This is a genomic window from Gordonia sp. G4, assembly GCF_057770005.1.
The window spans coordinates 615,646-638,454 of record NZ_CM173442.1 but is presented as its reverse complement, the minus strand read 5'-3'; the positions used below and the strand labels follow the sequence as shown (position 1 = coordinate 638,454).

19 protein-coding genes are annotated in these 22,809 nt (G+C 68.0%); 7 read left to right on the top strand and 12 right to left on the bottom strand.

Translation table 11 applies throughout. The features are described from left to right. Positions 1-392: 392 nt before the first annotated feature. Positions 393-707, top strand: a complete 315-nt coding sequence (locus tag AC3B5T_RS02635) for a transposase (RefSeq protein WP_068969944.1) — start codon at positions 393-395, stop codon at positions 705-707. Then, the gene (locus AC3B5T_RS02630; protein ID WP_165630008.1) at positions 704-1,597 is read left to right on the top strand and encodes an IS3 family transposase; all 894 of its coding nucleotides are present in this window, start codon (positions 704-706) and stop codon (positions 1,595-1,597) included. The genes AC3B5T_RS02635 and AC3B5T_RS02630 overlap by 4 nt, the downstream gene beginning before the upstream one ends. A gap of 471 nt (positions 1,598-2,068) precedes the next feature. On the opposite strand, the gene AC3B5T_RS02625 is transcribed toward AC3B5T_RS02630, so the two are convergent. Then, positions 2,069-2,821 carry a maleate cis-trans isomerase family protein gene (locus AC3B5T_RS02625; protein ID WP_488358233.1) on the bottom strand — a complete coding sequence of 251 codons (753 nt, stop codon included), beginning with the start codon at positions 2,819-2,821 and terminating at the stop codon, positions 2,069-2,071. Between the two features lie 54 nt (positions 2,822-2,875). On the opposite strand from AC3B5T_RS02625, the gene AC3B5T_RS02620 reads away from it, so the two are divergent. From AC3B5T_RS02620 to AC3B5T_RS02605, 4 genes are all read left to right on the top strand, one after another. Next, entirely contained in the window at positions 2,876-4,282 is a 1,407-nt protein-coding gene (locus tag AC3B5T_RS02620) for an amidase (RefSeq protein ID WP_211539609.1), read from the top strand. Then, a complete protein-coding gene (locus tag AC3B5T_RS02615; RefSeq protein ID WP_058249836.1) occupies positions 4,279-4,815 on the top strand; it encodes a DUF3830 family protein in 537 nt (178 codons plus the stop codon). Before AC3B5T_RS02620 ends, AC3B5T_RS02615 begins: the two co-directional genes overlap by 4 nt. Positions 4,816-4,825: 10 nt before the next feature. Continuing rightward, complete coding sequence (locus AC3B5T_RS02610) at positions 4,826-5,614, top strand: GntR family transcriptional regulator (RefSeq protein ID WP_249145642.1); 789 nt, start codon at positions 4,826-4,828, stop codon at positions 5,612-5,614. A gap of 75 nt (positions 5,615-5,689) precedes the next feature. Further along, positions 5,690-7,075, top strand: coding sequence for an MFS transporter (locus AC3B5T_RS02605; protein WP_058249838.1), 1,386 nt, complete (start codon positions 5,690-5,692; stop codon positions 7,073-7,075). Here AC3B5T_RS02605 and AC3B5T_RS02600 read toward each other — a convergent pair. The 11 genes from AC3B5T_RS02600 to AC3B5T_RS02550 all read right to left on the bottom strand — a co-directional run bounded on the left by AC3B5T_RS02600 (position 7,072) and on the right by AC3B5T_RS02550 (position 21,688). Continuing rightward, positions 7,072-8,280, bottom strand: a complete 1,209-nt coding sequence (locus AC3B5T_RS02600; protein WP_058249839.1) for a M20 family metallopeptidase — start codon at positions 8,278-8,280, stop codon at positions 7,072-7,074. The genes AC3B5T_RS02605 and AC3B5T_RS02600 overlap by 4 nt on opposite strands. Beyond that, complete coding sequence (locus AC3B5T_RS02595; RefSeq protein ID WP_058249960.1) at positions 8,277-9,515, bottom strand: aminotransferase-like domain-containing protein; 1,239 nt, start codon at positions 9,513-9,515, stop codon at positions 8,277-8,279. The genes AC3B5T_RS02600 and AC3B5T_RS02595 overlap by 4 nt, the downstream gene beginning before the upstream one ends. 271 nt (positions 9,516-9,786) lie before the next feature. After that, entirely contained in the window at positions 9,787-10,980 is a 1,194-nt protein-coding gene (locus AC3B5T_RS02590; protein ID WP_058249840.1) for a M24 family metallopeptidase, read from the bottom strand. 45 nt (positions 10,981-11,025) lie between these two features. Then, positions 11,026-12,534, bottom strand: coding sequence for an NAD-dependent succinate-semialdehyde dehydrogenase (locus AC3B5T_RS02585; protein ID WP_488358229.1), 1,509 nt, complete (start codon positions 12,532-12,534; stop codon positions 11,026-11,028). Continuing rightward, positions 12,531-15,515, bottom strand: coding sequence for an FAD-binding and (Fe-S)-binding domain-containing protein (locus AC3B5T_RS02580; protein ID WP_488358228.1), 2,985 nt, complete (start codon positions 15,513-15,515; stop codon positions 12,531-12,533). Before AC3B5T_RS02580 ends, AC3B5T_RS02585 begins: the two co-directional genes overlap by 4 nt. 20 nt (positions 15,516-15,535) lie before the next feature. Beyond that, the gene (locus tag AC3B5T_RS02575) at positions 15,536-16,858 is read right to left on the bottom strand and encodes an aspartate aminotransferase family protein (protein WP_488358227.1); all 1,323 of its coding nucleotides are present in this window, start codon (positions 16,856-16,858) and stop codon (positions 15,536-15,538) included. A gap of 45 nt (positions 16,859-16,903) precedes the next feature. Continuing rightward, entirely contained in the window at positions 16,904-17,350 is a 447-nt protein-coding gene (locus AC3B5T_RS02570) for a MarR family winged helix-turn-helix transcriptional regulator (RefSeq protein ID WP_065629559.1), read from the bottom strand. Beyond that, positions 17,347-17,952 (bottom strand): DJ-1/PfpI family protein, encoded by a 606-nt coding sequence (locus tag AC3B5T_RS02565; RefSeq protein WP_165629626.1) that lies wholly within the window; start codon positions 17,950-17,952, stop codon positions 17,347-17,349. The genes AC3B5T_RS02570 and AC3B5T_RS02565 overlap by 4 nt, the downstream gene beginning before the upstream one ends. 74 nt (positions 17,953-18,026) lie before the next feature. Next, a complete protein-coding gene (locus AC3B5T_RS02560) occupies positions 18,027-19,388 on the bottom strand; it encodes an MFS transporter (RefSeq protein ID WP_488358225.1) in 1,362 nt (453 codons plus the stop codon). A 204-nt stretch (positions 19,389-19,592) separates the two neighbouring features. Further along, positions 19,593-20,582, bottom strand: a complete 990-nt coding sequence (locus AC3B5T_RS02555; protein ID WP_165629628.1) for a 3-hydroxybutyryl-CoA dehydrogenase — start codon at positions 20,580-20,582, stop codon at positions 19,593-19,595. Further along, complete coding sequence (locus AC3B5T_RS02550; RefSeq protein WP_205333910.1) at positions 20,579-21,688, bottom strand: NAD/NADP-dependent octopine/nopaline dehydrogenase family protein; 1,110 nt, start codon at positions 21,686-21,688, stop codon at positions 20,579-20,581. Before AC3B5T_RS02550 ends, AC3B5T_RS02555 begins: the two co-directional genes overlap by 4 nt. Before the next feature lie 134 nt (positions 21,689-21,822). Here AC3B5T_RS02550 and AC3B5T_RS02545 point away from each other — a divergent pair, with 134 nt between their 5' ends. Continuing rightward, positions 21,823-22,809: an Lrp/AsnC family transcriptional regulator gene (locus tag AC3B5T_RS02545; protein ID WP_205333909.1), complete on the top strand. Its 987-nt coding sequence runs from the start codon at positions 21,823-21,825 to the stop codon at positions 22,807-22,809.

The window sequence follows — 22,809 nt, the reverse complement described above, 5'->3', positions numbered from 1 at the left end:
CCGTCGGCCGTGCGCCGAATCTCGTTGACTGTGCGTCGGTCGCGAGCCCCCGCTGGTTGAGCCGGCACCCCCCTCCGCTGGTTGAGCCGGCACCTCCCTCCGCTGGTTGAGGCGGCACCCCCCTCCGCTGGTTGAGCCGGCAGCTCCCTCCGCTGGTTGAGGCGGCACCCCCCTCCGCTGGTTGAGCCGGCACCCCCCTCCGCTGGTTGAGCCGGCACCTCCCTCCGCTGGTTGATGCGGCACCTCCCTCCGCTGGTTGATGCGGCACCTCCCCTCCGCTGGTTGAGCCGGCAACGAGCCGCTAGGCGAGTCGCCGTGTCGAAACTGAGCCTCCCCAGTTTGAGTGGACACCGAGATAGTGGGGCCAGGGGTCCTGCTGGAAGGATGTCGACATGTCCAGGAGGCGGTCGTTTACGCCGGAGTACAAGGCTCAGGCTGCTCGTCGGGTGATTGATGGTGGTCGGCCGATCACCGAGGTGGCTCGGGAACTCAATGTGCATGAGAATCTGCTGGGCAAATGGGTTCGGGCTGAGCGGCTTCGAGACGGCGTCGCCGATGATGTTCGCAAGGTGCCGCCCGACCAAGATCTGTCGGCGAGTGAACGCTCAGAACTGACCAGGCTGCGTGCCGAACTCGCCGAGAAGGACCGTGATATCGCATTCCTGAAAAAAGTATCGGCGTACTTTGCGGCGCAGCATCATCGGTGAGTCGTTTCGAACTCATCGCCGCGGAGTGCGCCAACCACGACGTGACGAAACTTGTTGCTCTCCTGGGTGTGTCGCGGTCCGGATTCTACGCGTGGGCAGATCGGCAACATCGTGTCGAGTTGACGCCCCGACAGCAGCGGCGCCGGGATCTGGAAGTGAAGATTCTGGCGCACTGGCAGGCCTCGCGACGCATCTACGGTTCACCGCGCATTACCGCCGATCTGCACGCTGAGGGGGTGGCGGTCTCGGAGAACACCGTCGCCAAGATCATGGCCGAGATGGGCATCGAGGGCATCAGTCCGCGCACGTTCAAGGTCAGGACCACCCAGGTCGATCCGGCCGCGTCGTTCCCGCCGGACCGGGTCGGCCGCGATTTCGATCGCGGCGGCATCAACCTGGTCTGGACCTCCGATATCACCTATCTGACCTGCGGCGAAGGGGACGCCTACCTGTGCGCGATCCGAGACGAGCACTCGCGTCGAGTGCTGGGCTGGTCGCTGGCAGATCACATGCGCACCGAGCTCGTCGAGGACGCGGTGGATGCTGCAGTGCTCACTCGTGGCGGTTCGGTGGCCGGCACCATTCTGCACAGCGACCGAGGCGGTCAGTACACCAGCTACGACATGGCTTCAGCGTGCCGTCGACATGGTTTGCAACGCTCGATGGGCGCGACCGGCATCTGCTGGGACAACGCCGGCGCCGAGTCGTTGTGGTCAACGGTCAAACACGAGAACTACAAGCGCCACGCGTACGGCAGCTACGCGAATCTTGCTGCCGGACTTGACAATTACATCCGATTCTACAACCATGACAGAAGGCATAGCTCGCTAGGGATGGTCTCACCTATCGACTTCGAAATCAGATCACACACAAGTCAGCAAACAAGCTAACCGTGTCCACTTTTTCAGGGGAACCTCAAACCACCTGGTGACCCGAGAAACTCAACTGCCGACAATCAGGCCGGCGTCATTCCGGACTGTCTCTGGATTTCGGCTTGCCAGCGTGACACGCCAGCCTGCCTGGCTAGCCTCCGCGACGACATCGACTCGACGTACACATCTGCGGCGCTTTCGGGTTGGTCGGTTGAGGGCTGAGGTCCTTACGGGTTTGCCTGGTTACCAGGTGGTTTCGACTCGGCGCCTCGCTTCGCTCGGGGCCGGCTCAACCAGCGGGTGGGGACGCCCCTCAACCAGCGGGTGGGGGCACCCCTCAACCAGCGGGTGGGGGCATCCCTCAACCAAGGGGTAGGGGACACACTCTGACGAGACCTGTGAGTGGTTTCGACACGGCGCCTCGCTCCGCTCGGGGCCGGCTCAACCAGCGGGTGGGGGCACCCCTCAACCAGCGGGTAGGGACACCCCTCAACCAGCGAGTGGGCCGGGCGGAGAGGTGAACAAGCTCCCGAGTCCGGGAGCGTCGACCGTGAGCCCGGTGAGTCGGAGCCCCTCCCACGCGGTGACCTGATTCGCGGTCAGCACGGGTTTGCCGAACTTGGCCTCGAGGTCGACGACCCACATCGCGGTGTGCAATGCGGTGTCGGGGACCAGGATTGCTTGTGCCGAGCCGGAATCGGCGGCCGACAGCATGTCGAACAGTCCGTCGCCGTCGAACATGCCTGCCTCGGTCGCCGTCCCGATGTCGTTGGCGCGCAGGGCCACCACCTCGACACCCGCGTCGGCGAGAAACCCGGTGAAGCGACTCGCCAGTGGTTCCGGATAGGTGGCGGCGATCGCGACCTGTGACAGACCGAGATGCCGGCAGGCCGCGGCGAAGGCCAGTGACGTCGACGACGCCGGACGGCCGGACTTTCCGGCGACATCGGCGGCCTGGCGTCGGGCACCGTCGAAACCGTAGACGAAGCTGCCCGAGGTGCACGCCCACATCAGCGCCGATGGGTGGTGGGCCTGCGCTCGCCGCACGCCGTCGAAGAGGCGGTCCTGCTCGCCGACCGCAGTCATGGCTTGGACGGTGTGGTCGTCGGAGTCCACCTCGGTGATCACGACCGGCAATCGGACCTCGGAGTGGGGCTCGACAGCGCCGATCGCGGCCTCGATCAGTGCGAAGTCGTCCTCGGCCGCGTGGCCGGGGTAGAGCATCGCGACGGTGGTTGTCACGCCCACACCTCCAAGGTAGATTGTCAACAATCTACCAATCTTTCGAGGGGGCGCATGACGGACGCCACGCGGTGGCTCAGCGCCACGGAACTGGCCGAGGCCTACCGTACCGGCGAGCTGACGCCGGATTCGGTGGCGGCGGAACTGCTCGACGCCATCGATGACGTCGATCCGTCCATCAATGCGTTCTGCCTCATCGACCGCGAACGCACGTGCGCCGAGGCCCGGGAGTCCACTGAGCGATTCGCCGCCGGGACACCCCGTGGCCCGCTCGACGGCGTTCCGGTCTCGATCAAGGACCTGTTGCTGACCGCCGGATGGCCGACGTTGCGCGGCTCGCTGATGATCGAGCCCGATCAGATGGTGTGGGACATCGACGCTCCCGCGGTGGCACGTCTGCGTGAGGCTGGTGCGGTCCTGCTCGGAAAGGTCACCACACCGGAATTCGGATGGAAAGGCGTCACCGACAGTCCGCGCACGGGCGTCACCCGCAATCCGTGGGACACCTCGCGTACGTCGGGCGGGTCGAGCGGAGGCAGTGCCGCGGCGCTCGCGGCCGGCTTGGGTCCGCTGTCGGTCGGCACCGATGGTGGCGGTTCCATCCGGATACCGGCCGCCTACTGCGGCGTCGTCGGGTTCAAGCCGACACTCGGCCGGGTGCCCATGTATCCGCCGAGCCCGTTCGCGCCGGTGGCCCACGTCGGTCCGATGACGCGGACGGTGTCGGATTGCGCTGCGCTGCTGGATGTACTGAGCGGGTTCGATCCCCGTGACTGGTCCGCACTGCCGTCGCCGACAACCAGTGCGGTCACCGCGGTCGCCGACGTTCGCGACCTCGCCGATCTGCGTGTCGGCTACAGCGCCGATCTCGGCTTCGGCACCAACGACCCAGGCGTACAGGCCAACACCGACCGGGTGGCGTCGGTACTGGAACAGCTCGGGGCGACCGTGGAGAAGGTCGATCTCGGATGGGAGGACCCGGCCTGGGCCTACCACGTCATCTGGTTCGCGGGTGCCGACGTCGTCGTCCGCGGGCTCGGACCGCACGCGGCCGAACACGTGGACCCGCTGCTGATCGACGCGGTGGAACGGCATTCCGGTTTCACTGCGACCGATTTCGTCAGCGCAACCGCGCTACGGATGGAGATGGGTACCCAGATGAGCCTGCTCCATGAGGAATTCGACGTCCTGCTGACGCCGTCGATGCCGACGGTGGCATTCGAGGCCGGTCGTATCGTCCCGGACGGGGCGGGGTCGCCCGACTGGACATCCTGGACTCCCTACAGCTACCCGTTCAATCTCACCGGTCAGCCGGCGATCACCGTGCCGAGTGGATTCGCCGATGGTCTGCCGACCGGCGCGCAGTTCGTCGGTGCTCGGCATCACGACGCGACGGTGTTGCGCGTCGCGGCAGCGTACGAGGCGGCCGCCGGCTTCACGATGTTGGGAGACCGCGCGTGACCGACGAACAGCGAACCGGCCCCGCGGCCCGACTTGACCGGTTCATCACCGTGACATTGGAAAAGCGCGGGGTCACGGCGGTCGCCCGGATGCTCGATGCCGAGGCGCCTCGCACCGCGGCTGCGGTCTGGGACGCATTGCCGCTGGGCGGTCAGGTGTTTCACGGAAAGTTCGCCCGCAACGAGATCTACACCCTACTGCCGGCCTTCTCCGCGACCGAGCCGGGCATGGAGAACACCACCATCACGCCCATCCCGGGCGACCTGTGTTACTTCACCTTCGACGGGGTGCTCGAGAACCCGGCGTATGGCTACGAGCTCGGCTCGGCCCCCGCCGAGCACCGGCTCCTCATCGACCTCGCAGTGTTCTACGGCCGCAACAATCTGCTGGTCAACGGTGACGTCGGATGGGTGCCGGGCAATGTGTTCGCCACGATCATCGAGGGTCTGGACGACTTCGCCGCAGCCTGCAATGACGTCTGGATGGGCGGCGCGCGCGGGGAAACACTGACTTACGCGCGCCATTCACGGTAAGAAAGAGGGAATGACGGTGACCATGAAGGTGGGGGCGAAGACGCCGGGTCCACAGGACCCGGGGACGAATCGAACCGTCGTCGACCAGGCGAAACAGGACAAATCGCCACGTCGGCGGGTGCTGTCGCCGCTGGTTCAGGAATCGACACCGGCGATCATCGCGCGTAAGTTGCACGATGCGATCGCAAACGGGGACTTCGCGCCCGGCTCGCAGTTGACGGAGTCGGGGCTGGCGGCCGATCTGGGCGTCAGTCGTGGTCCGCTGCGCGAGGCCATGCAGCGCCTGACCGCGGAAGGACTGCTGGTCAGCCACCGTAACCGCGGCTTGTTCGTCGTCTCGATGGAAGAGGACGACATCCGGGACATGTACGTCGCGCGCACTGCGGTGGAACGCGCTGCTGTGCAACAGGTGATCGCGCACCGCGAGCGGGAGGCGGTGGAGGCACTGGGCGGCGCGGTCGACGCGATGCGCGTCTTCGTCGACGAGCCGAACGGTGCGGGGATGGCCGAGGCCGACATGGCCTTTCACCAGACCTTGGTGGAATATGCTGGAAGTCAACGACTTTCGCGGTTGCACGAGACGATCCTCGTGGAGACGCGAATGTGTCTGCGAGCCATGCGAGGGACGTACTCCTCGGGAAAGGACCGGATCGACGAACACCAGGCGTTGGTGGACGCCATTGCCGCGGGAGACGCCGCGGCGGCCGATGCTCTGATGATCGAGCACATGGCCGACGGGTTGCGTCGCCTGCTCGGGGACGGCGAGGACGCCGCGAACCTGCAGGTGGCGAGGGGCTGATTGCCCGCGGCCCCGGGTCCACCGATCGCAGCTACGAGATCGACCCTCAGCGGCCCCACGACTCAGGAAGCGCAGATGAGCGACACGACGACAGCAGACAGTTACGAGCAGCTCGCACCAGACCCGAACTCACCAGAGGGCAAGAGACTTCTCCGCAAGGCCATCGGCGCCTCGGCGATCGGCAACGCGACCGAGTGGTATGACTACGGCGTCTACGCCGCGGCCTCGGTCTACCTGACGCAGGCGTTCTTCCCGGGGGAGTTCGGAACCGTCGGCACCATGCTGGGTTTCGCGATCTCCTTCGTCCTGAGGCCCCTCGGCGGTATGGTCTGGGGACCGATCGGCGACCGCATCGGCCGCAAATCGGTTCTGGCGATGACGATCCTGCTCATCTCCGGCGCGACCGCACTGATCGGTCTGCTGCCCACGCATGCGTCGATCGGGTTCTGGGCGCCCGTCCTGCTCATCCTGCTCCGTGTCATCCAGGGATTCTCGACCGGCGGCGAATACGGCGGTGCCGCAACGTTCATGGCCGAGTACGCGCCCGACAACAAGCGCGGAAAGTACGGTTCGTTCCTCGAATTCGGCACCCTGGCCGGTTTCTGCGGCGGGACACTCTTCGTCCTCCTGCTGCAATTGGCGTTGTCCGACAGCCAGATGGATCAGTGGGGTTGGCGCATCCCGTTCCTGCTCGCACTGCCGATGGGCCTGATCGGGCTGTACCTGCGGTCGCAGATGGAGGACACGCCGGTGTTCCAGGAACTGGAGCAGGACAACGAGATCAAGGGCTCGGCCTGGACCCGGTTCAAGGATCTGCTGGTCAACTACCGGCGTCCGATCATCACCATGTTCGGTCTGGTGATCGCGCTCAACGTGGCCAACTACACCCTGCTGGCCTACCAGCCGACCTACCTGCAGAACACCATCGATCTGTCCGAGACCTCGGCCAGCGTCGTCAACCTCATCGGCCAGCTCGTGATGATGCTGCTGATCCCGTTCTTCGGATGGTGGTCGGACTCGACCGGCCGCAAACCCATGTGGTGGGGTTCGCTGATCGGCCTGTTCGTCCTCGCGCTGCCGCTCTACTGGCTGATGGGGCAGGGATTCGCCTGGGCCATCGTGGCATTCGTCATCCTGGGTGTGCTGTACATCCCCCAGCTGGCGACCATCTCGGCCACCTTCCCGGCGATGTTCCCGACCCAGGTCCGCTATGCCGGTTTCGCGATCTCCTACAACGTCGCGACCGCGGCATTCGGCGGAACCGCGCCGCTGGTCAACGATGCGGTGGTCGAGAGCACCGACTGGAACCTGTTCCCCGCGGTCTACATGATGGGTGCCTGCGCCATCGGCATGGTCGCCCTTTGCTTCCTCAAGGAGACCGCCGGTGCCTCGCTGCGCGGTACCGAGATCCCCAGTCTCGAGAACGATTTCACGGCGCTGCAGAAGCAGAAGGTGAACTAGGGGCCCAGCAGCCGCATCGCGGCGAGGGCGTAGGCTCTCGCCGCGATGACCAGGTCGGCGATGGCCACCGACTCGTCCGGTTGGTGGGCGTCGGTGTTGATGTTGCCCGGACCGAGAACGATCGACGGGACACCGAGGTCGCGGCTGACGAAGCCACCGTCGCAGGCGGCAGTCCAGCCGCCGACCGAGGTGTCCGCCCCGGCATCGGTGACCGCACCGACCGCTGTGGTGACGAGCGGGTGCGTGGCTTCCGTCGCGAAACCGGGCATCTCCATGGTCACCCGGACGTCGACGCTGATGCCGTCGGTGTCGATTCCTCTGTCGCTGATCGCTCTTCGCAGATCGTCGGCGATCCGGTGCGGGTCCTCATCGGGCATCAGGCGCCGGTCGATGCCGAGCGAACAACCCGGTGCCACCACCGAGATGCCCTGTCCGCCTGTGATGGTGCCGACATTCCAGGTGCCGTGACCGAGCAGGTCGTCGGCCGTCTCGGCCAGCCGTCCACCGTCGGCGCGGATGATGTCGACGACGGCGGCCGCGGCGTCGATGGCGCTGCGACCATCGGTGGGACGTCCGGAATGAGCCGCGCGACCGGTCACCTCGATCTCGATGTACGACGCACCGCGGCAACCCCGAACCACCTGCATGTCGGTGGGTTCGGCGACCACGCAGCCGCGGAACTCGAGGTCGGCGGGGCGGCCCACGAAGTCCCGCACCCCGGTCCCGTGTTCCTCCTCGTCGACGGTGCACACCAGGCGGACCGGTCCGGAGAGTTCGACCCCGACCTCGGCGGCCCGGCGTAGCGCGGTCATCGCCGCGACGACGGCGGCGAGTCCGCCTTTCATGTCGGTGGCACCGCGGCCGTAGATGCGGCCGTCGCGGATGCGGACCGTGTACGGGTCCGCTGACCAACCGGGACCGGCCGGGACCACGTCCGAATGTCCGAGGAACATCAGTCCCGGTCCGGTGCCGGCAGGCACGGTGGCGACGAGATTGGGCCGCCCCGGTGCCACTTCGTGGGTCACGACGTCGAAACCGAGCGCGCGGCAGGCACTCTCGAGCACGTCGACCGCGGCTTCCTCGGTACCGCCCGGGTTCTCGCTGGGCGCCTCGACCAGTGCCGAGGTGAGCGAGATGATCGCGGCCTCGTCGATGAAGCCGAGCACCGCGGTCTCGGCGGCGGTCAGGTCTGGTTCACGACTCACCCGGCCATCTTCTCAAGACTGGCCGTGAGACGTCGGACACCCTCGTCGATCCGTTCCGGGGTGCTCGACGCGAAGCAGAGACGCATCGAGTTGCGGAAGCGTCCACCGGGCGACAGCGCGGGGCCGGGAATGAACGCCACCCCGTCCGCGAGCGCGACCTCGAAGAGTTCTCGCGTGTCGATCTCGGCGAACTCGTCGCGCAACGTGACCCACAGGAAGAAGCCGCCCTCGGGGTCCGTGGTCACCACCCGATCGCCGAGGTGACGTCTGATGGCGTCGAGCATGGCCTCTTTGCGCTCGCGGTACAGCAGGCGAATCCCGGCGAGATGGTCCTCGAGTCCGCCGCGGGCGATGTACTCGGCGACGATGTGCTGGTTGGGCACGTTGGTGCAGGTGTCCATCGCCTGCTTGCCGTTGATCAGCAGCTGGCGTAGGGAGGGATCGGCGTCGACCCAGCCGACACGCCAGCCCGGCGCGAGGATCTTGGAGAACGTGCGCACCGAGAAGATCAGCGGGTCGCCGGGGCTGAGCGTCTGGAAGGTCGGGATGTCGGTGCCGGCGAATCGCAACAGCCCGTACGGGTCGTCGTCGATGATGACCGACCCCCAGGTGTGCGCCAGCCGCAGCAGTTCGCGGCGGCGCTCCTCGGACATGGTGACGCCGGACGGATTCTGGAATGTCGGGATCGTGTAGATCGCCTTCGGCGTCTGACGGGTGCGTGCGACGAGTGCCTCGAGCTGATCGACCTGCATGCCGTCGTCGTCGACGGGAACCTCGAGCAACTGCGCGCCGTAGGACAGCGCGGTCGCACTGCCGTTGGTGTACGTGGGGGATTCGACGATGACCAGGTCCCCGGGATCGACGAACAGCTTGCAGGCGAGGTCGAGTCCCTGCATCCCGCCGGTGGTGATGACCAACCGGTCGAGGGACGACGGGTCGGGGGTCGTGGCGAGATAATCGACGAGCAGTTGCAGCAGCCGGGGTTCGCCTTCCGTGGCCCCGTAGGTGAACGAGGTGTGATCGAGGATCTCACCGGCGATCTGACGGAACTCGTCGGCCGGTACGGCCTCGTCCGCGGGGGAGCCCATCGCGAACCGCACGATGTCGTGGGACTGCGCGGCGAGCAGCGAGGTCGACGAGTCGATCATCGAACCGACGAGGTCCTTGGCGCGGCCCGCCAACGGCAGTGTCGGTGCCGAATGCCGGTTCTGGTAGGCGGTTTCGGTTGTGGTCACTTTCTTCACCTCGTCTCGGCAGCCCTTCGTGGCTCGTCGCTTGCGCTCCTCGCACCTCAGGGATCAGATCGTGTGGTCGTCGTGTTGGTTTCGCACCTCAGGGATCAGGTGGTGTGGTCGTCGTGTTGGTTTCGGACCTCAGGGATCAGGTGGTGTGGTCGTCGTGTTGGTTTCGGACCTCAGGGATCAGGTGGTGTGGTCGTCGTGCTGGTTTCGGACCTCAGGGATCAGATTGTGTGGTCGTCGTGCTGGTGTCGATCAGGTTGTGTGGCTACTTCTGGATCAGTTCGCGCGGGAAGTCGGTGAAGCATTCGACGCCGGTCGGGCTGACCCGAACCGACTCGGACAGCTCGAAACCGTAGTTGTCCATCCACATTCCGCAGACGATGTGGAAGGTCATGTTGGTCTCCAGTACCGACTCGTCCTCGCTGCGGATGCTGATCGTGCGCTCACCCCAGTCGGGCGGGTAGCCGATGCCGATCGAATAGCCCAAACGCGAGGGCTTCTCGAGGCCGTACTTCGCGAGCGTCCAGTTCCACGTCGAGGCGAGTTCGCGCGTGGCCACACCCGGCTTGATGGCCTCCAGCACGTTGTTCAGGCCCTCGGCGGTTGCCTTGGCGACGTAGTCGAGGTCCTTGCTCGGGGTGCCGAGGGACACCGTCCGGGCGAGCGGACAGTGATATCGGTTGTGTGCACCGGTCAATTCGATGACGACCGCCTCGTCCTCGACGAAAGTGCCCTGGTGCCATGTGAGGTGCGGGGTGTCGGCCGCCGCGCCGGTGGGCATCATCGGGACGATCGCCGGGTAGTCGCCGCCGTACTCCGGGGTGCCCGTGATCTGCGCCTGCGAGATGGCCGCGGCCGCATCGCATTGCCGGACCCCGATGTCGATGGTGTCGATGGCGGCGCGCATGGCCTCCGAGCACACCATCCCGGCTTGCCGCATCAGCTGAATCTCGGCGTCGGACTTCACCGACCGCACCCAGTTGACGAGTTCGAAGTTGTCGACGAGTTTCCACTCCGGGATCGCGTTGAACAGCGCCCGATAGGCTTTGGGAGAGAAGAAATGCGAGTCCATCTCCAGCCCCACCGAGCCGGCCTTGGACGCCGGTGCGATCTGGTGGCGCTGTCGCAGTGACCAGGCGACCCAGTCGAACGGGTGCAGATGTGGGCGCTGCACGTAACTCTCCGGGTAGCCGACGATCTGGTCGGCAGGCAACCACGACGTGCGATGTGCGCCATGCGCATCCATCTCGCGAGCGTAGAAGATCATCTCTCCGTCGATCGGCACGAACAGCATCTGCGGGGTGTAGAACGACCACGCGTTGTAGCCGATCAGATAGAAGATGTTCGCTGGATCGGTGACGATGATGGCCGAGAGCCCCTGACGGTCCATGAGTTCGCGGACCCGTGTCAGGCGCTGTTCGTACTCGCTGTCGGTGAACAGCTGAGCACCCAGGTACATGGTCTTCTCGCTCCTGTCTGAACGGGATGGATAACGGAACCTCTGTCAGCGACGGGGAATCGGCGTGGCGGTGTACTTCATGTCGAGGAATTCCTCGATGCCCACGCGTCCGCCCTCGCGGCCGAGTCCCGATTCCTTGACGCCCCCGAACGGGGCTGCGGGATTGGACACGGCGCCGGTGTTGACCCCGACCATACCGGTTTCCAGCGCGGCCGACAGTCTGGCGCAGCGGTCGACGTCCTGGCTGAACAAGTAGCTGACCAACCCCCACGGGGTGTCGTTGGCCAGTGCGATGACCTCGTCGTCGGCCGCGGGATCGTCCGCGTCGTCGGCGTTTCCGAACGGGATGATCGCGGCGACGGGCCCAAAGATCTCGGTACGAGTGAGATCCGCGTCGAGCCCGACGTCGGTCAGGACGGTCGGCGGATAGAAGAAGCCCGGGCCGTCCGGGTTCTCGCCCCCGCAGACGACCGTGGCGCCTTTGGCCACGGCATCGGACACCAGCGCCGAGACCTTCTCGACGGCTTTCGATTCGACGAGCGGGCCGACCTGCACACCGTCGGCCGCACCATCACCCACCTGCAACGCAGCCATCTTCGCGGCAAAGGCGTCGGTGAACTCGTCGATCACGCTGCGGTGCACGAAGACTCGATTGGCGGCCGTGCAGGCCTGACCGATGTTGCGCATCTTGGCGAACATCAGGCCGTCGACGGCCCGCGGGATGTCCGCGTCGGCGCACACGATGAACGGCGCGTTGCCGCCCAGCTCCATCGACGTCCGCATGACCGTGCCCGCCGCCTGACGCAGGAGTAGTTTCCCGACCTCGGTCGACCCGGTGAAGCTGACCTTGCGGGCGAGTGCACTCTCCATCCACTCGGTGACGACGGTCGACGGGTCGCTGGTCGTGACGATGTTCAGCACCCCCGCGGGCAGACCGGCCTCTACGAGGATGTCGGCCAGCAGCAGGGAGGTGAGCGGGGTGAGTTCGGCGGGCTTGAAGACCATGGTGCAACCGGCCGCGACGGCCGGCCCGATCTTGCGGGTCGCCATGGCCAGCGGGAAGTTCCACGGCGTGATGAGGATGCACGGGCCGACGGGCTGCCTGGTCACCACGACCCGGTGCGATCCGTCGCCGGTGGTGGTGGAGTCGCCACCGATACGCACGGCTTCCTCGGCGAACCAGCGGAAGAACTCGGCGCCATAGGCGACCTCGCCCTTGGCCTCAGCGAGGGGCTTGCCCATCTCCGCGGTCATCGCCGCGGCGATCTCGTCCGCGCGCGTCATGATGAGTTGATGTGCGCGATAGAGGATCTCACTGCGGAACCGCGGTGAGGTCGTGGCCCACTCGGCCTGGTGCGCGGCCGCGGTCTCGAGCGCGCGCCGAGCGTCGACGGCGTCGGCGTCGGCCACCTGGGCGAGTACCTCTTCCGTGGCCGGGTTCACGACGTCGAAGCGCTTGCCCGACGCGGCCGGAGCCCACTCGCCGTCGACGAACAGGTCGGTGTGGACGCGGGACACTGCTTCGGCAGCGGTCTGGGGCGCGATGGTCGTCATGGTTGTACTCCTGGAGTATCGGTATCGGGTGATGCCCTGAGCAGTTCGGCGAGATGGATTCCGCGTACGCGCGCGGGGGCGAGGGCGTCGTCGACGGCGGCGAGGTGTTCGACGGCCATCGCGCAGCTGAACCCGTCGGTGACGACGGCCCGCTGCGGCGCGTTCCGCAGCGCCGGTGCGAGTCCGTTCTCGGCGACGGCCATGCTCACCTCGTAGTGACCCTTCTCGAAACCGAAGTTGCCTGCCACGCCACAACAACCGTCCGCGGTGTGCACGGTGACCCCCAGGGCCTCCAGGGCGGTGATGCCGACCCGGGCGCCGAACACCGCGTACTCGTGGCAATGGGTCTGCAACGTCACCTCGTCGGGCAGTGGTGGTGGTCGCCAGCCGGCATCGAGCAGAGTGGGCACATGGGCGGCGAAACTTCGCACGCGTGCAGCCACGCGACGGGCGGCGTCGGTCGGCACGAGTTCGGGCAGGTCCTTCGCGAGCGCCGCGGCGCAACTGGGTTCGACGACGACGATCGGTCGGTCCGTCCCGTCGTCGAGGTCGGCGACGGTACGGCGCAGCACCTTTCGGGCACGATCGAGCTGGCCGGTGGAGATCCACGTGAGACCGCAGCAGTTGTCGGCCGCACAGCCGACGGAAGCTGATGCACGGTCGACGGGATCTGACGCACGGTCGACGGAGTGGGCGGCCCGGAGGATCTCGGCGACCGCGGTGGCCACCTGCGGCCGGAAGGCGCGGGTGAAGGAGTCGACGAACAGCACGACCGTGGACGACGCGTCGACCGGTGAGAGTGCACCGAGATGGGTGCGCCGCGCACGCTGTGTCGCAAAGGCGGGCATCGTGCGCCGGGGGTCGAGTCCGCCGGCGCGCGCGGCGAGACCGCTCAGCCTGGATCGCAGTGCGCGGTTGAGGACCGGTGCCGCGAGCCCCGCCGCCGACAGCCACGCGGGCATCCAGCCGAGGGAGTAGTGCGACAGCGGGCGGAGCCGACGTCGATAGTGGTGGTCGAGGAACTCCGACTTGTAGGTGGCCATGTCGACGCCGGTCGGGCAGTCGGTGGAACACGCCTTGCACGACAGGCACAGTTCGAGCGCCTCCGCGACATCGGTGGACCGCCATCCCTCGTCGACGCTCGGCGCGGTGCGGACCATGTCCTGCAGCACACGGGCGCGCCCGCGGGTGGAGTCCTTTTCGTCGCGGGTGGCCTTGTAGCTCGGACACATCACCCCGCCGGAGTCCGCCCGGCACCGTCCGACGCCGATGCATCCCTGTACCGCGTGGACGAACGGGTCGACGAGCGGGAGTTCGTGCCCCAGGTCGAAAGCGGTGGGCCAGTGGCGACGCGGCACGTCGGCGAGGGCGAGGTCGGCGGTGATCGGGGGCGGATCGACGATGCTGCCCGGGTTGAGGATTCCGTGCGGGTCCCAGATCGCCTTGAAGCGGGTGAAGGCCGACATCATCGCCGGGCTGTACATGAGCGGCAGCAGCGCCGACCGGGCGCGTCCGTCACCGTGCTCACCGGACAGTGAACCGCCGTGTCGCACCACGAGTTCGGCGGCCTCGGTGCAGAAGCGTGCCATCACCGCGCGCCCCTCGGGGGAGCGCAGGTCGAACGTGATGCGCACGTGCATGCACCCGGCGCCGAAGTGGCCGTACATGACCCCGGTGAGGCCGTGCCGGTCGAGCAGGCCGGCGAACTCGTCGAGGTAGTCGGCGAGCCGCTCGGGTGCGACGGCCGCGTCCTCCCATCCAGGCCACGACTCGTAGCCCGCGCCGATGCTCTCGTCGTCGGGGTCGGCCAGTCGGGACGACAGACCCGCGCCGTCCTCGCGGACCCGCCACAGCGCCCGGCGGCGGGCGGGGTCGTCGACCACCGTGGCGTCGGTCATCCGTCCCTGTGCGCGCAGGTGGTCGAGCAACCGCTTGGCGGTCGCCGGTACGTCCGACTCGGATTGTGCGGCAGCGCTGTCCTCGTCGACATCGATGAACAACCACGCGGATCCGTCGGGCAGGCCGGCGACGGCGTCGTGGCCACGCCGCGCCGCCATCGTGGAGACGATCTTGCGGTCGATGCCTTCGATGGCCGACGGTGCGAACGGAAGGATCGCCGGTACGTCCCGGGCGGCGTCGGCGGGGGAGTGGTAGCCGACGCACAGCAGGAGCTGAGACGTCGGGACCGGTACCAGCGTGACGCATGCCGACACGACGATCGCGCAGGTCCCCTCGCTGCCGACGAGTGCGCGAGCCACGTCGAAACCGTTCTCCGGCAGCAGCTTCGCGAGATGGTAACCGGAGACCTGCCGCGGGATGGTCTCGAGCTGGGTGCGCAGGATCGCCAGGTTCGCGGTGGTCAGCTCCCGCAGCGACGCGGTGATCTCGGCCGCCCGCTCCGCTGCCGCGGCATCGGCGGGATCGGTGGCCCGCAGGCCGTCACGGGTTGCGGTGAGCATCAGGCCGTCGGCGGTGACGAGGTGCAGTTCGACGATGTGGTCGCTGGTACGGCCGTACCGAACCGAGTGATTGCCGCAGGCGTCGTTGCCGATCGCGCCGCCGAGGGTCGCGCGCGAGGCCGAGGACGGGTCCGGCGCGAAGGTGAGCCTGCCGCCGGTGGCGGCTCGTGCGTCGGCGGCCAGTGTGGTCAGGACGATCCCGGCGCCCGCGACCGCGGTCGCGGATTCGGCGTCGACGGACAGGACGTGGTCGAGATGCCGGGACAGGTCGAGCACGACGCCGGGCCCGATCGCGTTGCCGCCCATGGAGGTCCCGCCGCCGCGGGGAACCACCGGGACGCGGTGGTCATGACACCACCCGACCACCGTCGCGACGTCGCGGGCGCTGCGCGGGAAGGTGACCGCCAGGGGCGGGACACGGTAATTGGAGGCGTCGTAGGAGTATTCGGCCAGGCGACGTGTCGAGGCGTCCACATCGACACCGAGAGCGGTGAGTTCGGCTGCGATGTCCACCCGTGGCATGTGAGACCGGGCTGTCAGGTCTAGCCCAGGGCCGCGGCGAGCGCGGCACCGAAGCGGGCGACGCCGAGGTCGATCTCCTCGGCGGTGACGACCAGGGCGGGGATGAGGCGCACGACGTTGGCCGACGGCCCGCACGTGAGCGAGAGCAACCCCTGGGTGGTGGTGGCCTGCTGAACGGCGAGCGCGGCCGCCGCGTCGGGCGTCGTGTTCCCGGCGGCATCGGTCGTGATGAACTCGATGCCGGCCATCAGCCCCAGCCCGCGGACGTCGCCGACGCCCGGGAACGGTGCACACACCTGCCGCAGACCGGCGAGCAGCTGCTCACCGCGGACGCGCGCGTTCTCGACGAGGCCCTCTGACTCGATCACATCGAGGGTCGCGATCGCGGCGGCGGCCGCGACGGCGTTGCCGCCGTACGTGCCCCCCTGCGACCCCGGCCACGCCTTGCTCATCAGTTCCGTCGGCGCCGCGATCGCCGAGATCGGGAATCCCGACGCCAGGCCCTTGGCGGTGATCAGGATGTCGGGGGTCAGGTCCGCCGCGTGCTGGTGACCCCAGAACCTGCCGGTGCGACCGAATCCCGCCTGTACCTCGTCGAGGACGAGGAGGATGCCGTGGCGGTCGGCGCGCTCGCGCAGACCCTGCAGGAAGCGCGGCGGGGTGGGCAGGTATCCGCCGTCGCCCAGGACCGGCTCGATGAGGAAGGCCGCGGTGTCGTTGGGCGCGACGCGCGACTGCAGCAGATAGTCGAGTTCACGGAGTGCGAAGTCGACCGCGGTGTCGGTGTCCCAGCCGTAGCGGTAGGCGTAGGGGAACGGAGCCATGTGCACGCCGCTCATCAGAGGCGAAAAACCGGCGGAGAAGCGGGTTCCGGCGGTCGTCAGGCTGGCCGCGGCGACGGTCCGGCCGTGAAAGCCGCCCTGGAACACGATGATGTTGGGCTTCGCGGTGGCCATCCGGGCGAGACGGACGGCGGCCTCCACGGCTTCGGAACCGGAGTTCGCGTAGAAGACGGAGTCGAGGCCCGTGGGCAGTACCGCCCCGAGTCGGGCGGTGAGCTCGAGGAGCGGGGTGTGCATCACGGTGGTGTACTGCGCGTGGATGATCTTCGCGCACTGCGCCTGCGCGGCCGCGACGACGTGCGGGTGGCAATGGCCGGTACTGGTCACGCCGATACCGGTGGTGAAGTCGAGGTAGTCGCGACCGTCGGTGCCCCGAATCCACGAACCGGCCGCAGTGTCGACGACGACGGGAGTCGCCTGTTTCAGGGCGGGGCTCAACGACGCGATCCGGTCGGTGCGGACCTGGGAACTGTGGATCTGGGACTCGACGCCGGCAGTCATGGCTACACGGTGACGCTCGATCGTACGATTGTCAACAATTAGACATCAACGCTGGTCGTCGAGTTCGTCGAGGGCGGCGCTGAGATCGCGGAGTGCGGTCAAGGCGTGCTCCCACCGGGCCGGGTCGAGTGCGGCCGCCAACCGGATGGCCGCCGTGCGATGGCCCGGGTTGATCGCCCGGACGGCCGCGAGGCCGGCCGCGGTGGGGGCGACGAGCTTGGCGCGACGGTGGGCCGGATTGTCGCGGTACTCGGCCAGTCCGTCGGCGACGAGGAGGTCGGCGGTGCGCTGCACGCTCTGGCGCGTGATCCCCATCGCCCGTGCGATGCCCGCGACCGGCAGCGGTTCGTCGAGCACCGCGCCGAGCACCTGCCACCGCGTGGCGGTCAGCCCGGCGGGCTCGGCGAGACGCTCGGCGAGTGCGAGAAACTGCCCGTTCAGCCGGAACGCTGTCAGCGCGGAGGCTGACAGCAGGTCCTGCGGGTCTCTCACTGCTCGCCGGCTAGCGCGTAGAAGCCGCTGGGATCCTGGTGGCCGTAGAGCTGATACCAGGCGTCGAGCACCGGCGGCGTGTAGACGCCGAGCAACGCGAAGACCTCCCGTGCGAAGTCGACCGGGGCGATCGCCGCCGCGGTGATGACACCGCGATCGGTGACGGCGGGGGCGTCGACGTAGTGGGCGGCCCCGGCATAACCGGTGGGCGACAACTGCTCCGGCGCGTTGCTGGTGTGGCGTCGGTCGTCGAGTAGTCCGGCCCGCGCGAGACCCATTGTCGCGCCGCAGATCCCGGCAACCGGGGTGCCGGCTTCGGACCAGCGCCGCGCGGCGTCGACGAAGGCGTCGTTGGTCTCCCAGATCTGGGCGCCGGGCAGGACGAGCATCGCGCTGTCCTCAGGCGTGATCGCGTCGAGCGTCGTGTCGGGCACCATCGTGACCCCGCCGATGGTGCGGACCGGCTCGGTCGTCGCGCCGACGGTCACGATCCGGAACGTTCCCGGCTCGGCCTGGTACTCGGGATTGTTGATGCCGGACGCGACGTACCCGAACTCCCAATCGGCGAGCGTCGGGTACAGGGCGAGATGGACGGTCTTCATGGTGCCTCCTTCGGACGACTATGACAGCATCCTGTCATTAATGACAGGATGCTGTCAATGGTTGGCCCGCGAGGTCAGCTGCGCAGACGTTGTCGCAACGTGGGTCGCCCGGCGAGCGCGGGAGCCGTCTCGCGGATGACCATCAGGCAGCAGAGGCTGATCGCCATCAGGGCCGCCGCATGGAAGCCGACGGGGATCACGCTGCCGGTGGCGCTGACGATCCGGTTCGCGATCATCGGCGCCAGGCCGCCGCCCAGCACCGCGCCGACCTGGAAACCGATCCCGATGCCGCTGTAGCGCTGCGTGATCGGGAACAGCTCGGCGAAGGTGGTGAGCATCGGACCATAGACGAACCCGGTCAGTGCGAAGCCGATGGAGATGACCGTGATGCAGGCGGCCAACGACCCGGATGCGGTGACGGAGAACAGGATCGGAGCGAACAGCAGCGACGTGATCATCCCGAATCCGATCACCGTCTTGCGGCCCAGCCGGTCGGACAGGTAGCTGCCCAGCACGACCGTCGCGGCGTGGCAGGCGAGCGCCAGCGTGCTGCCGAAGACCACCGGGGACCGGTCGAAGCCGCGTCCCGGATCGGTCTCGGTCAGGAAGGAGAGCATGAACGTGAACAGCAGGAAGGCGTAACAGTTCTGTCCGACGTTGATACCGGCGGCCAGCGCGACGCGACGCCAGTTCTGGCGGAGCACGGCGAAGGCCGGCGGCGACTTCTCCTCGGCCTGCTTGGACTCGACGAAGTCCGGAGTCTCGCTGACGCGGGACCGGGTCCACACCCCGATCGCCAGCACGACACCGCCGATGAGGAACGGGATCCGCCAGCCCCAGGCCAGGACTTGTTCCATCGGCAACAGCAGGACGAGGGCGAACGACAGGTTGGCCAGGATGCCGCCGACCGGCGAACCGAGGGTGACGAAGCAGCCGTACAGACCGCGCCGGTGCGTCGGCGCGTGTTCGGCGGCGAGCAGGGCGGCGCCGCCGATCTCACCGCCGCGCGAGATGCCGTGCACCATGCGCAGGAAGACCAGGATGATCGGTGCCACGATCCCGATGGCCTGGTAGTCGGGGAGGACGCCCATGGCCAGGGTCGATCCGCCCATGAGCAGGAAGGCGGCGGTCAGCGCCTTGCGTCGACCGAATTTGTCCCCGAAGTGTCCGAAGATCAGGGCGCCGATCGGCGCCATCACGAAGCCGACCGCGAAGGTCGCGAAGCCCAGGAAGGTGCCGAACCAGGGATCGTCGACGTTGAAGAAGATCTTGTTGAAGACCAGTGCCGTCGCGGTGCCGTAGATCGCGAAGTCGTAGAACTCCATGATCGTGCCGACACCGGACGCGACGGCGACGCGGGTGGTCCGTTCCCGGCGCGGCCGGCCGGTGCCGGTGGCCGAGGGGTCGGGTGGTGCAGAATTGTCGAGAGTTACCACGGATCACTCCTCATCGGTGGGCGAACGGACCCTCGAGGCCGTCGTTCGTTGGCTGTACTCGTGGATGGATCGATTGTGTCGAACCCGCGAGGCGGGGGGAATCGGGAAAAGCTTTACCGCGCCGAGCTATTGGCCGCGTTCGGGCACGCTTCACCGCGCCACCGGAACCGGGTCCGGTGGCGGGTGAGGTCGTCTCCCGATCCGTCAGTCGGCCGTGCTGAACTCCTCGTGGCGGGCGAGACGCCCGACCGCGTCGAGTACGCGGGCGAAGTCGGCGATCCGCTGTGCGCGGTAGTCGGCCACGGTGGCCGGGTCGAACTCGTAAAAGCCTGCGCCGTCGGATATTCCACGACGCCCGGAGGTCATGTTGGACTCGACCAGCGGGGCGGGCGCGAACCGCTCGCCGAGTTCACCACGCAGGTAGTTCGACGCGTGGAACAAGGTGTCGCAACCACCCCAGTCGATGAACTCGAGCAGGCCGAGAACCGCGAAGCGCGAGCCGAATCCGATGCGCACCGCGGTGTCGATGTCCTCGGCGCTGGCCACCCCCTCGTCGACCATCCGGGCCGCCTCGTTCATCACGAGCGCCTGCAGCCGGGGCACGATGTACCCGGGCGACGGGGCGCACACCACGGGTACCTTGCCGACCGCGACGAGCAGGTCGCGGGTGGCGTCGACGACCCCGCGGCCGGTGGCGGTGCCCGGCGCGACCTCGACGAGGGGCATGAGGTCAGCCGGATTCAGCCAGTGCGCGTTGAGGAATCGCTCCGGGGCCGACAACGCCCCGGCGAGCTCGTCGACGAGGAAGCTCGAGGTGGTCGACGCGATGGGGACGGTGTCGCCGACCATCGCCTCGATCCACGTGAGCGCGTCGCGCTTGATCTCGGCGACCTCGGGTACCGCCTCGAACACCAGATCGGCGCCGGCCATCGGACCCAGGGCGTCGACCTCGCCGACGACGGTGACCAGCGCCGCGACGTCGTCGAGGTCCTCGACCGCCAGCAGGCCGAGAGTGACCTTGTGCGCCAGTGCCTGACGGACCGCGGTGCGAACCCCGTCGAGGTAGGCCGCGGCGTCGGCACCGCGGTCGCGGAGGTCGACGACCGTCACCGACACGTTCCCGAAGGCCAGCGCGGCGGCGATGCCCTGACCCATCCGGCCGGCGCCGACGACGGCGACGTGGCGACCCGTCACTGCGCCGGTCCGTCGTGGAGCAGTGCCTGCATGCCGGACCGGTCGAGGTCGGCCAGTCCCAGATTCTCCAGGGTCCGGCCGCCGGTTGCGGCCGGACGGCCGGTGACCGCGCCGGCGAGGGCGAGCAGGCCGTCGGCCACCGGCGTCGGTACCGCCGCCCACCGCCCCACCGAGCTCAGCAGCGCCAGCCCGATCTCGACATCCTCGGTCATGTAGCGGTGGGTGTGCAGGTCGATGTTCTCGCGCCAGTCGCCGCTGTCGGTGAGCTTCTCGTGGGCGGCGTTGCCGTACATCCACTCGTCGCCGTCGGCGGTGTAGTGGTCGGCGAGCGGGAAGTGCGGTGCGCCGTAGCCGAGCGCCTCCCGGACCGCGATGCGCTCGGCGTCGAGCGCGGAGGTGACCCGCCGGATGGCGTCCTGGGTGCCCTCGTTGTGGATGTCCCACGACGGGAAGTGTTCCAGCGGACCGGCATTCATCAGGATCAGCGGCGGGTGGATGATCGGGCCGGCGTTCATGAGCGCGCCGCTGAGGGCGTCCTCGCTGCGTTCGACGGCGGGATAGACCTCACCGAGGACCGCCAGCGCCCGATCGGTGTGCCGGGCCGGGAACACTCCGGTGGGCAGACGGGTGGCGTACCCGCTGACGACGACCCGGGTGTCGCCGTGCTTGCGTGCGAGGTAGGGCAGGGTCCCGGTCTCGGCGAACGCGACGTCCGCGGGATTGCCGGCCACGCGCACCGCCCGCGCGAACACGAACGACCCGAAGCTGCCCGGCGGCAGGTAGACGACCTGGCCGTCGCGCAGGTGCGGGGCGAGCTGCCGCGCGAGCGACTCGTGGGCGAACGCCGGGACCGGCGCGACGATGACCTCGGCGTTGGACACCGCCTCGGCGAGGTCGGCGACGATCGAGATCCCGCCGCCCGCTCCGCCGTCGACGCCGATCTGCCGCCGGCCGCGGTGGTCGTCGATCTCGAGCGTGCCGCGCTCGACCAGGGACGAGAACGCTGCGCCGTCCCGTCGCCACCAGGTGACATGGTGGTCCTTCTCGCTGAGCTCGGCCGCGGCCGCATAAGAGCCGTGACCTCCGCCGATGACGCAGACCTTCACGAATCGTCCTCCTCGATCTCGGGCCGCTCGACCGGCCACTGGGGTGTTGGGAGGAAACGTAGGAGCGCTGCCGCGGACTGTCCCGGCGTCTGCCGAAACCGAAAAAAGTTCACCTCGTGATGCAGGATTGTTGCGTGCCGGACGACCTCGATTATCAGATCGTTCACGCTCTGCAGGTCGCGCCGAGGGCGCCGTGGGGCGTCGTCGGCGACGTCGTGGGCGTGAGCGCGGCGACCGCGGCCCGACGCTGGGAGCGGCTCGTCGACAGCGGTCTCGCCTGGATCGTGACCTACCCCGGGGCCGCGTACCTGAACACCCGCTGCAGCGCGTTCGTCGAGGTCCAGACCTCGTCACGGCGTGCGGCGCTCGTCGAGCGGTTGTCGGCGGACCGGCACGTGGCCACCATCCAGCGCACCGCGGGCGACGGCGACCTGCTGCTGACCGTGATGGTCCCGGATCTCGGCTTCCTCGGCGACTGGGTGCAGCGACTCGCCGACGTCGAGGGGGTCGCCCGGACCCGGACGAGGGTGGTGATGCGAGTCTTCGGCGAGAGCGAACGCTGGCGGGTGCACACACTGTCCGACGCCGACGAGTCGGTACTCGCCGAGCACCGACCCGAGCACCGCCCGCTGGCGCACGAACCCGATGAGATGGATCTGCGACTCATCGCCGCCCTGGCGCAGGACGGCCGGCGTTCGGCGGTCGATCTGGCGACCGCGAGTGGTCTGAGCGCGCCGACCGTTCGGCGTCGGCTGACCGCACTCGTCGCCGAACGCGTCCTGTCGATCAGATGCGAGGTGTCGCACGTGATCAGCGGATGGCCCGTCACGGCGAACGTGTGGGCGCGGGCGTCGTCGAGGTCGATCGCGGCGCTCGTCGACGCGCTCGACGAACTGCCCCAGGTACGGGTCTGCTGTGAGGTCACCGGTACCGCGAACATCCTGATGGCTGTCTGGTTGCACACCGTCGGCGAACTGTCCGAGTTCGAGCAGCAGCTCGAGAGCCGGGTGCCGGGACTCGTCGTCGCCGACCGCTCGGTCACGCTGGAGACCCCGAAGCGACTGGGTTCGCTGCTCGACCGGTCGGGGTGCCGGACCGGTTCGATCCCGGTGGTGCTGTGA

Excerpts from the sequence above, each read along its gene's own strand:
- AC3B5T_RS02635 (WP_068969944.1), top strand. The coding sequence starts at position 393 with ATGTCCAGGAGGCGGTCGTTTACGCCGGAGTACAAGGCTCAGGCTGCT.
- AC3B5T_RS02620 (WP_211539609.1), top strand. The coding sequence starts at position 2,876 with ATGACGGACGCCACGCGGTGGCTCAGCGCCACGGAACTGGCCGAGGCC.
- AC3B5T_RS02610 (WP_249145642.1), top strand. The coding sequence starts at position 4,826 with ATGACGGTGACCATGAAGGTGGGGGCGAAGACGCCGGGTCCACAGGAC.
- AC3B5T_RS02605 (WP_058249838.1), top strand. The coding sequence starts at position 5,690 with ATGAGCGACACGACGACAGCAGACAGTTACGAGCAGCTCGCACCAGAC.
- AC3B5T_RS02590 (WP_058249840.1), bottom strand. The coding sequence starts at position 10,980 with ATGTACCTGGGTGCTCAGCTGTTCACCGACAGCGAGTACGAACAGCGC.
- AC3B5T_RS02585 (WP_488358229.1), bottom strand. The coding sequence starts at position 12,534 with ATGACGACCATCGCGCCCCAGACCGCTGCCGAAGCAGTGTCCCGCGTC.
- AC3B5T_RS02580 (WP_488358228.1), bottom strand. The coding sequence starts at position 15,515 with ATGCCACGGGTGGACATCGCAGCCGAACTCACCGCTCTCGGTGTCGAT.
- AC3B5T_RS02575 (WP_488358227.1), bottom strand. The coding sequence starts at position 16,858 with ATGACTGCCGGCGTCGAGTCCCAGATCCACAGTTCCCAGGTCCGCACC.
- AC3B5T_RS02565 (WP_165629626.1), bottom strand. The coding sequence starts at position 17,952 with ATGAAGACCGTCCATCTCGCCCTGTACCCGACGCTCGCCGATTGGGAG.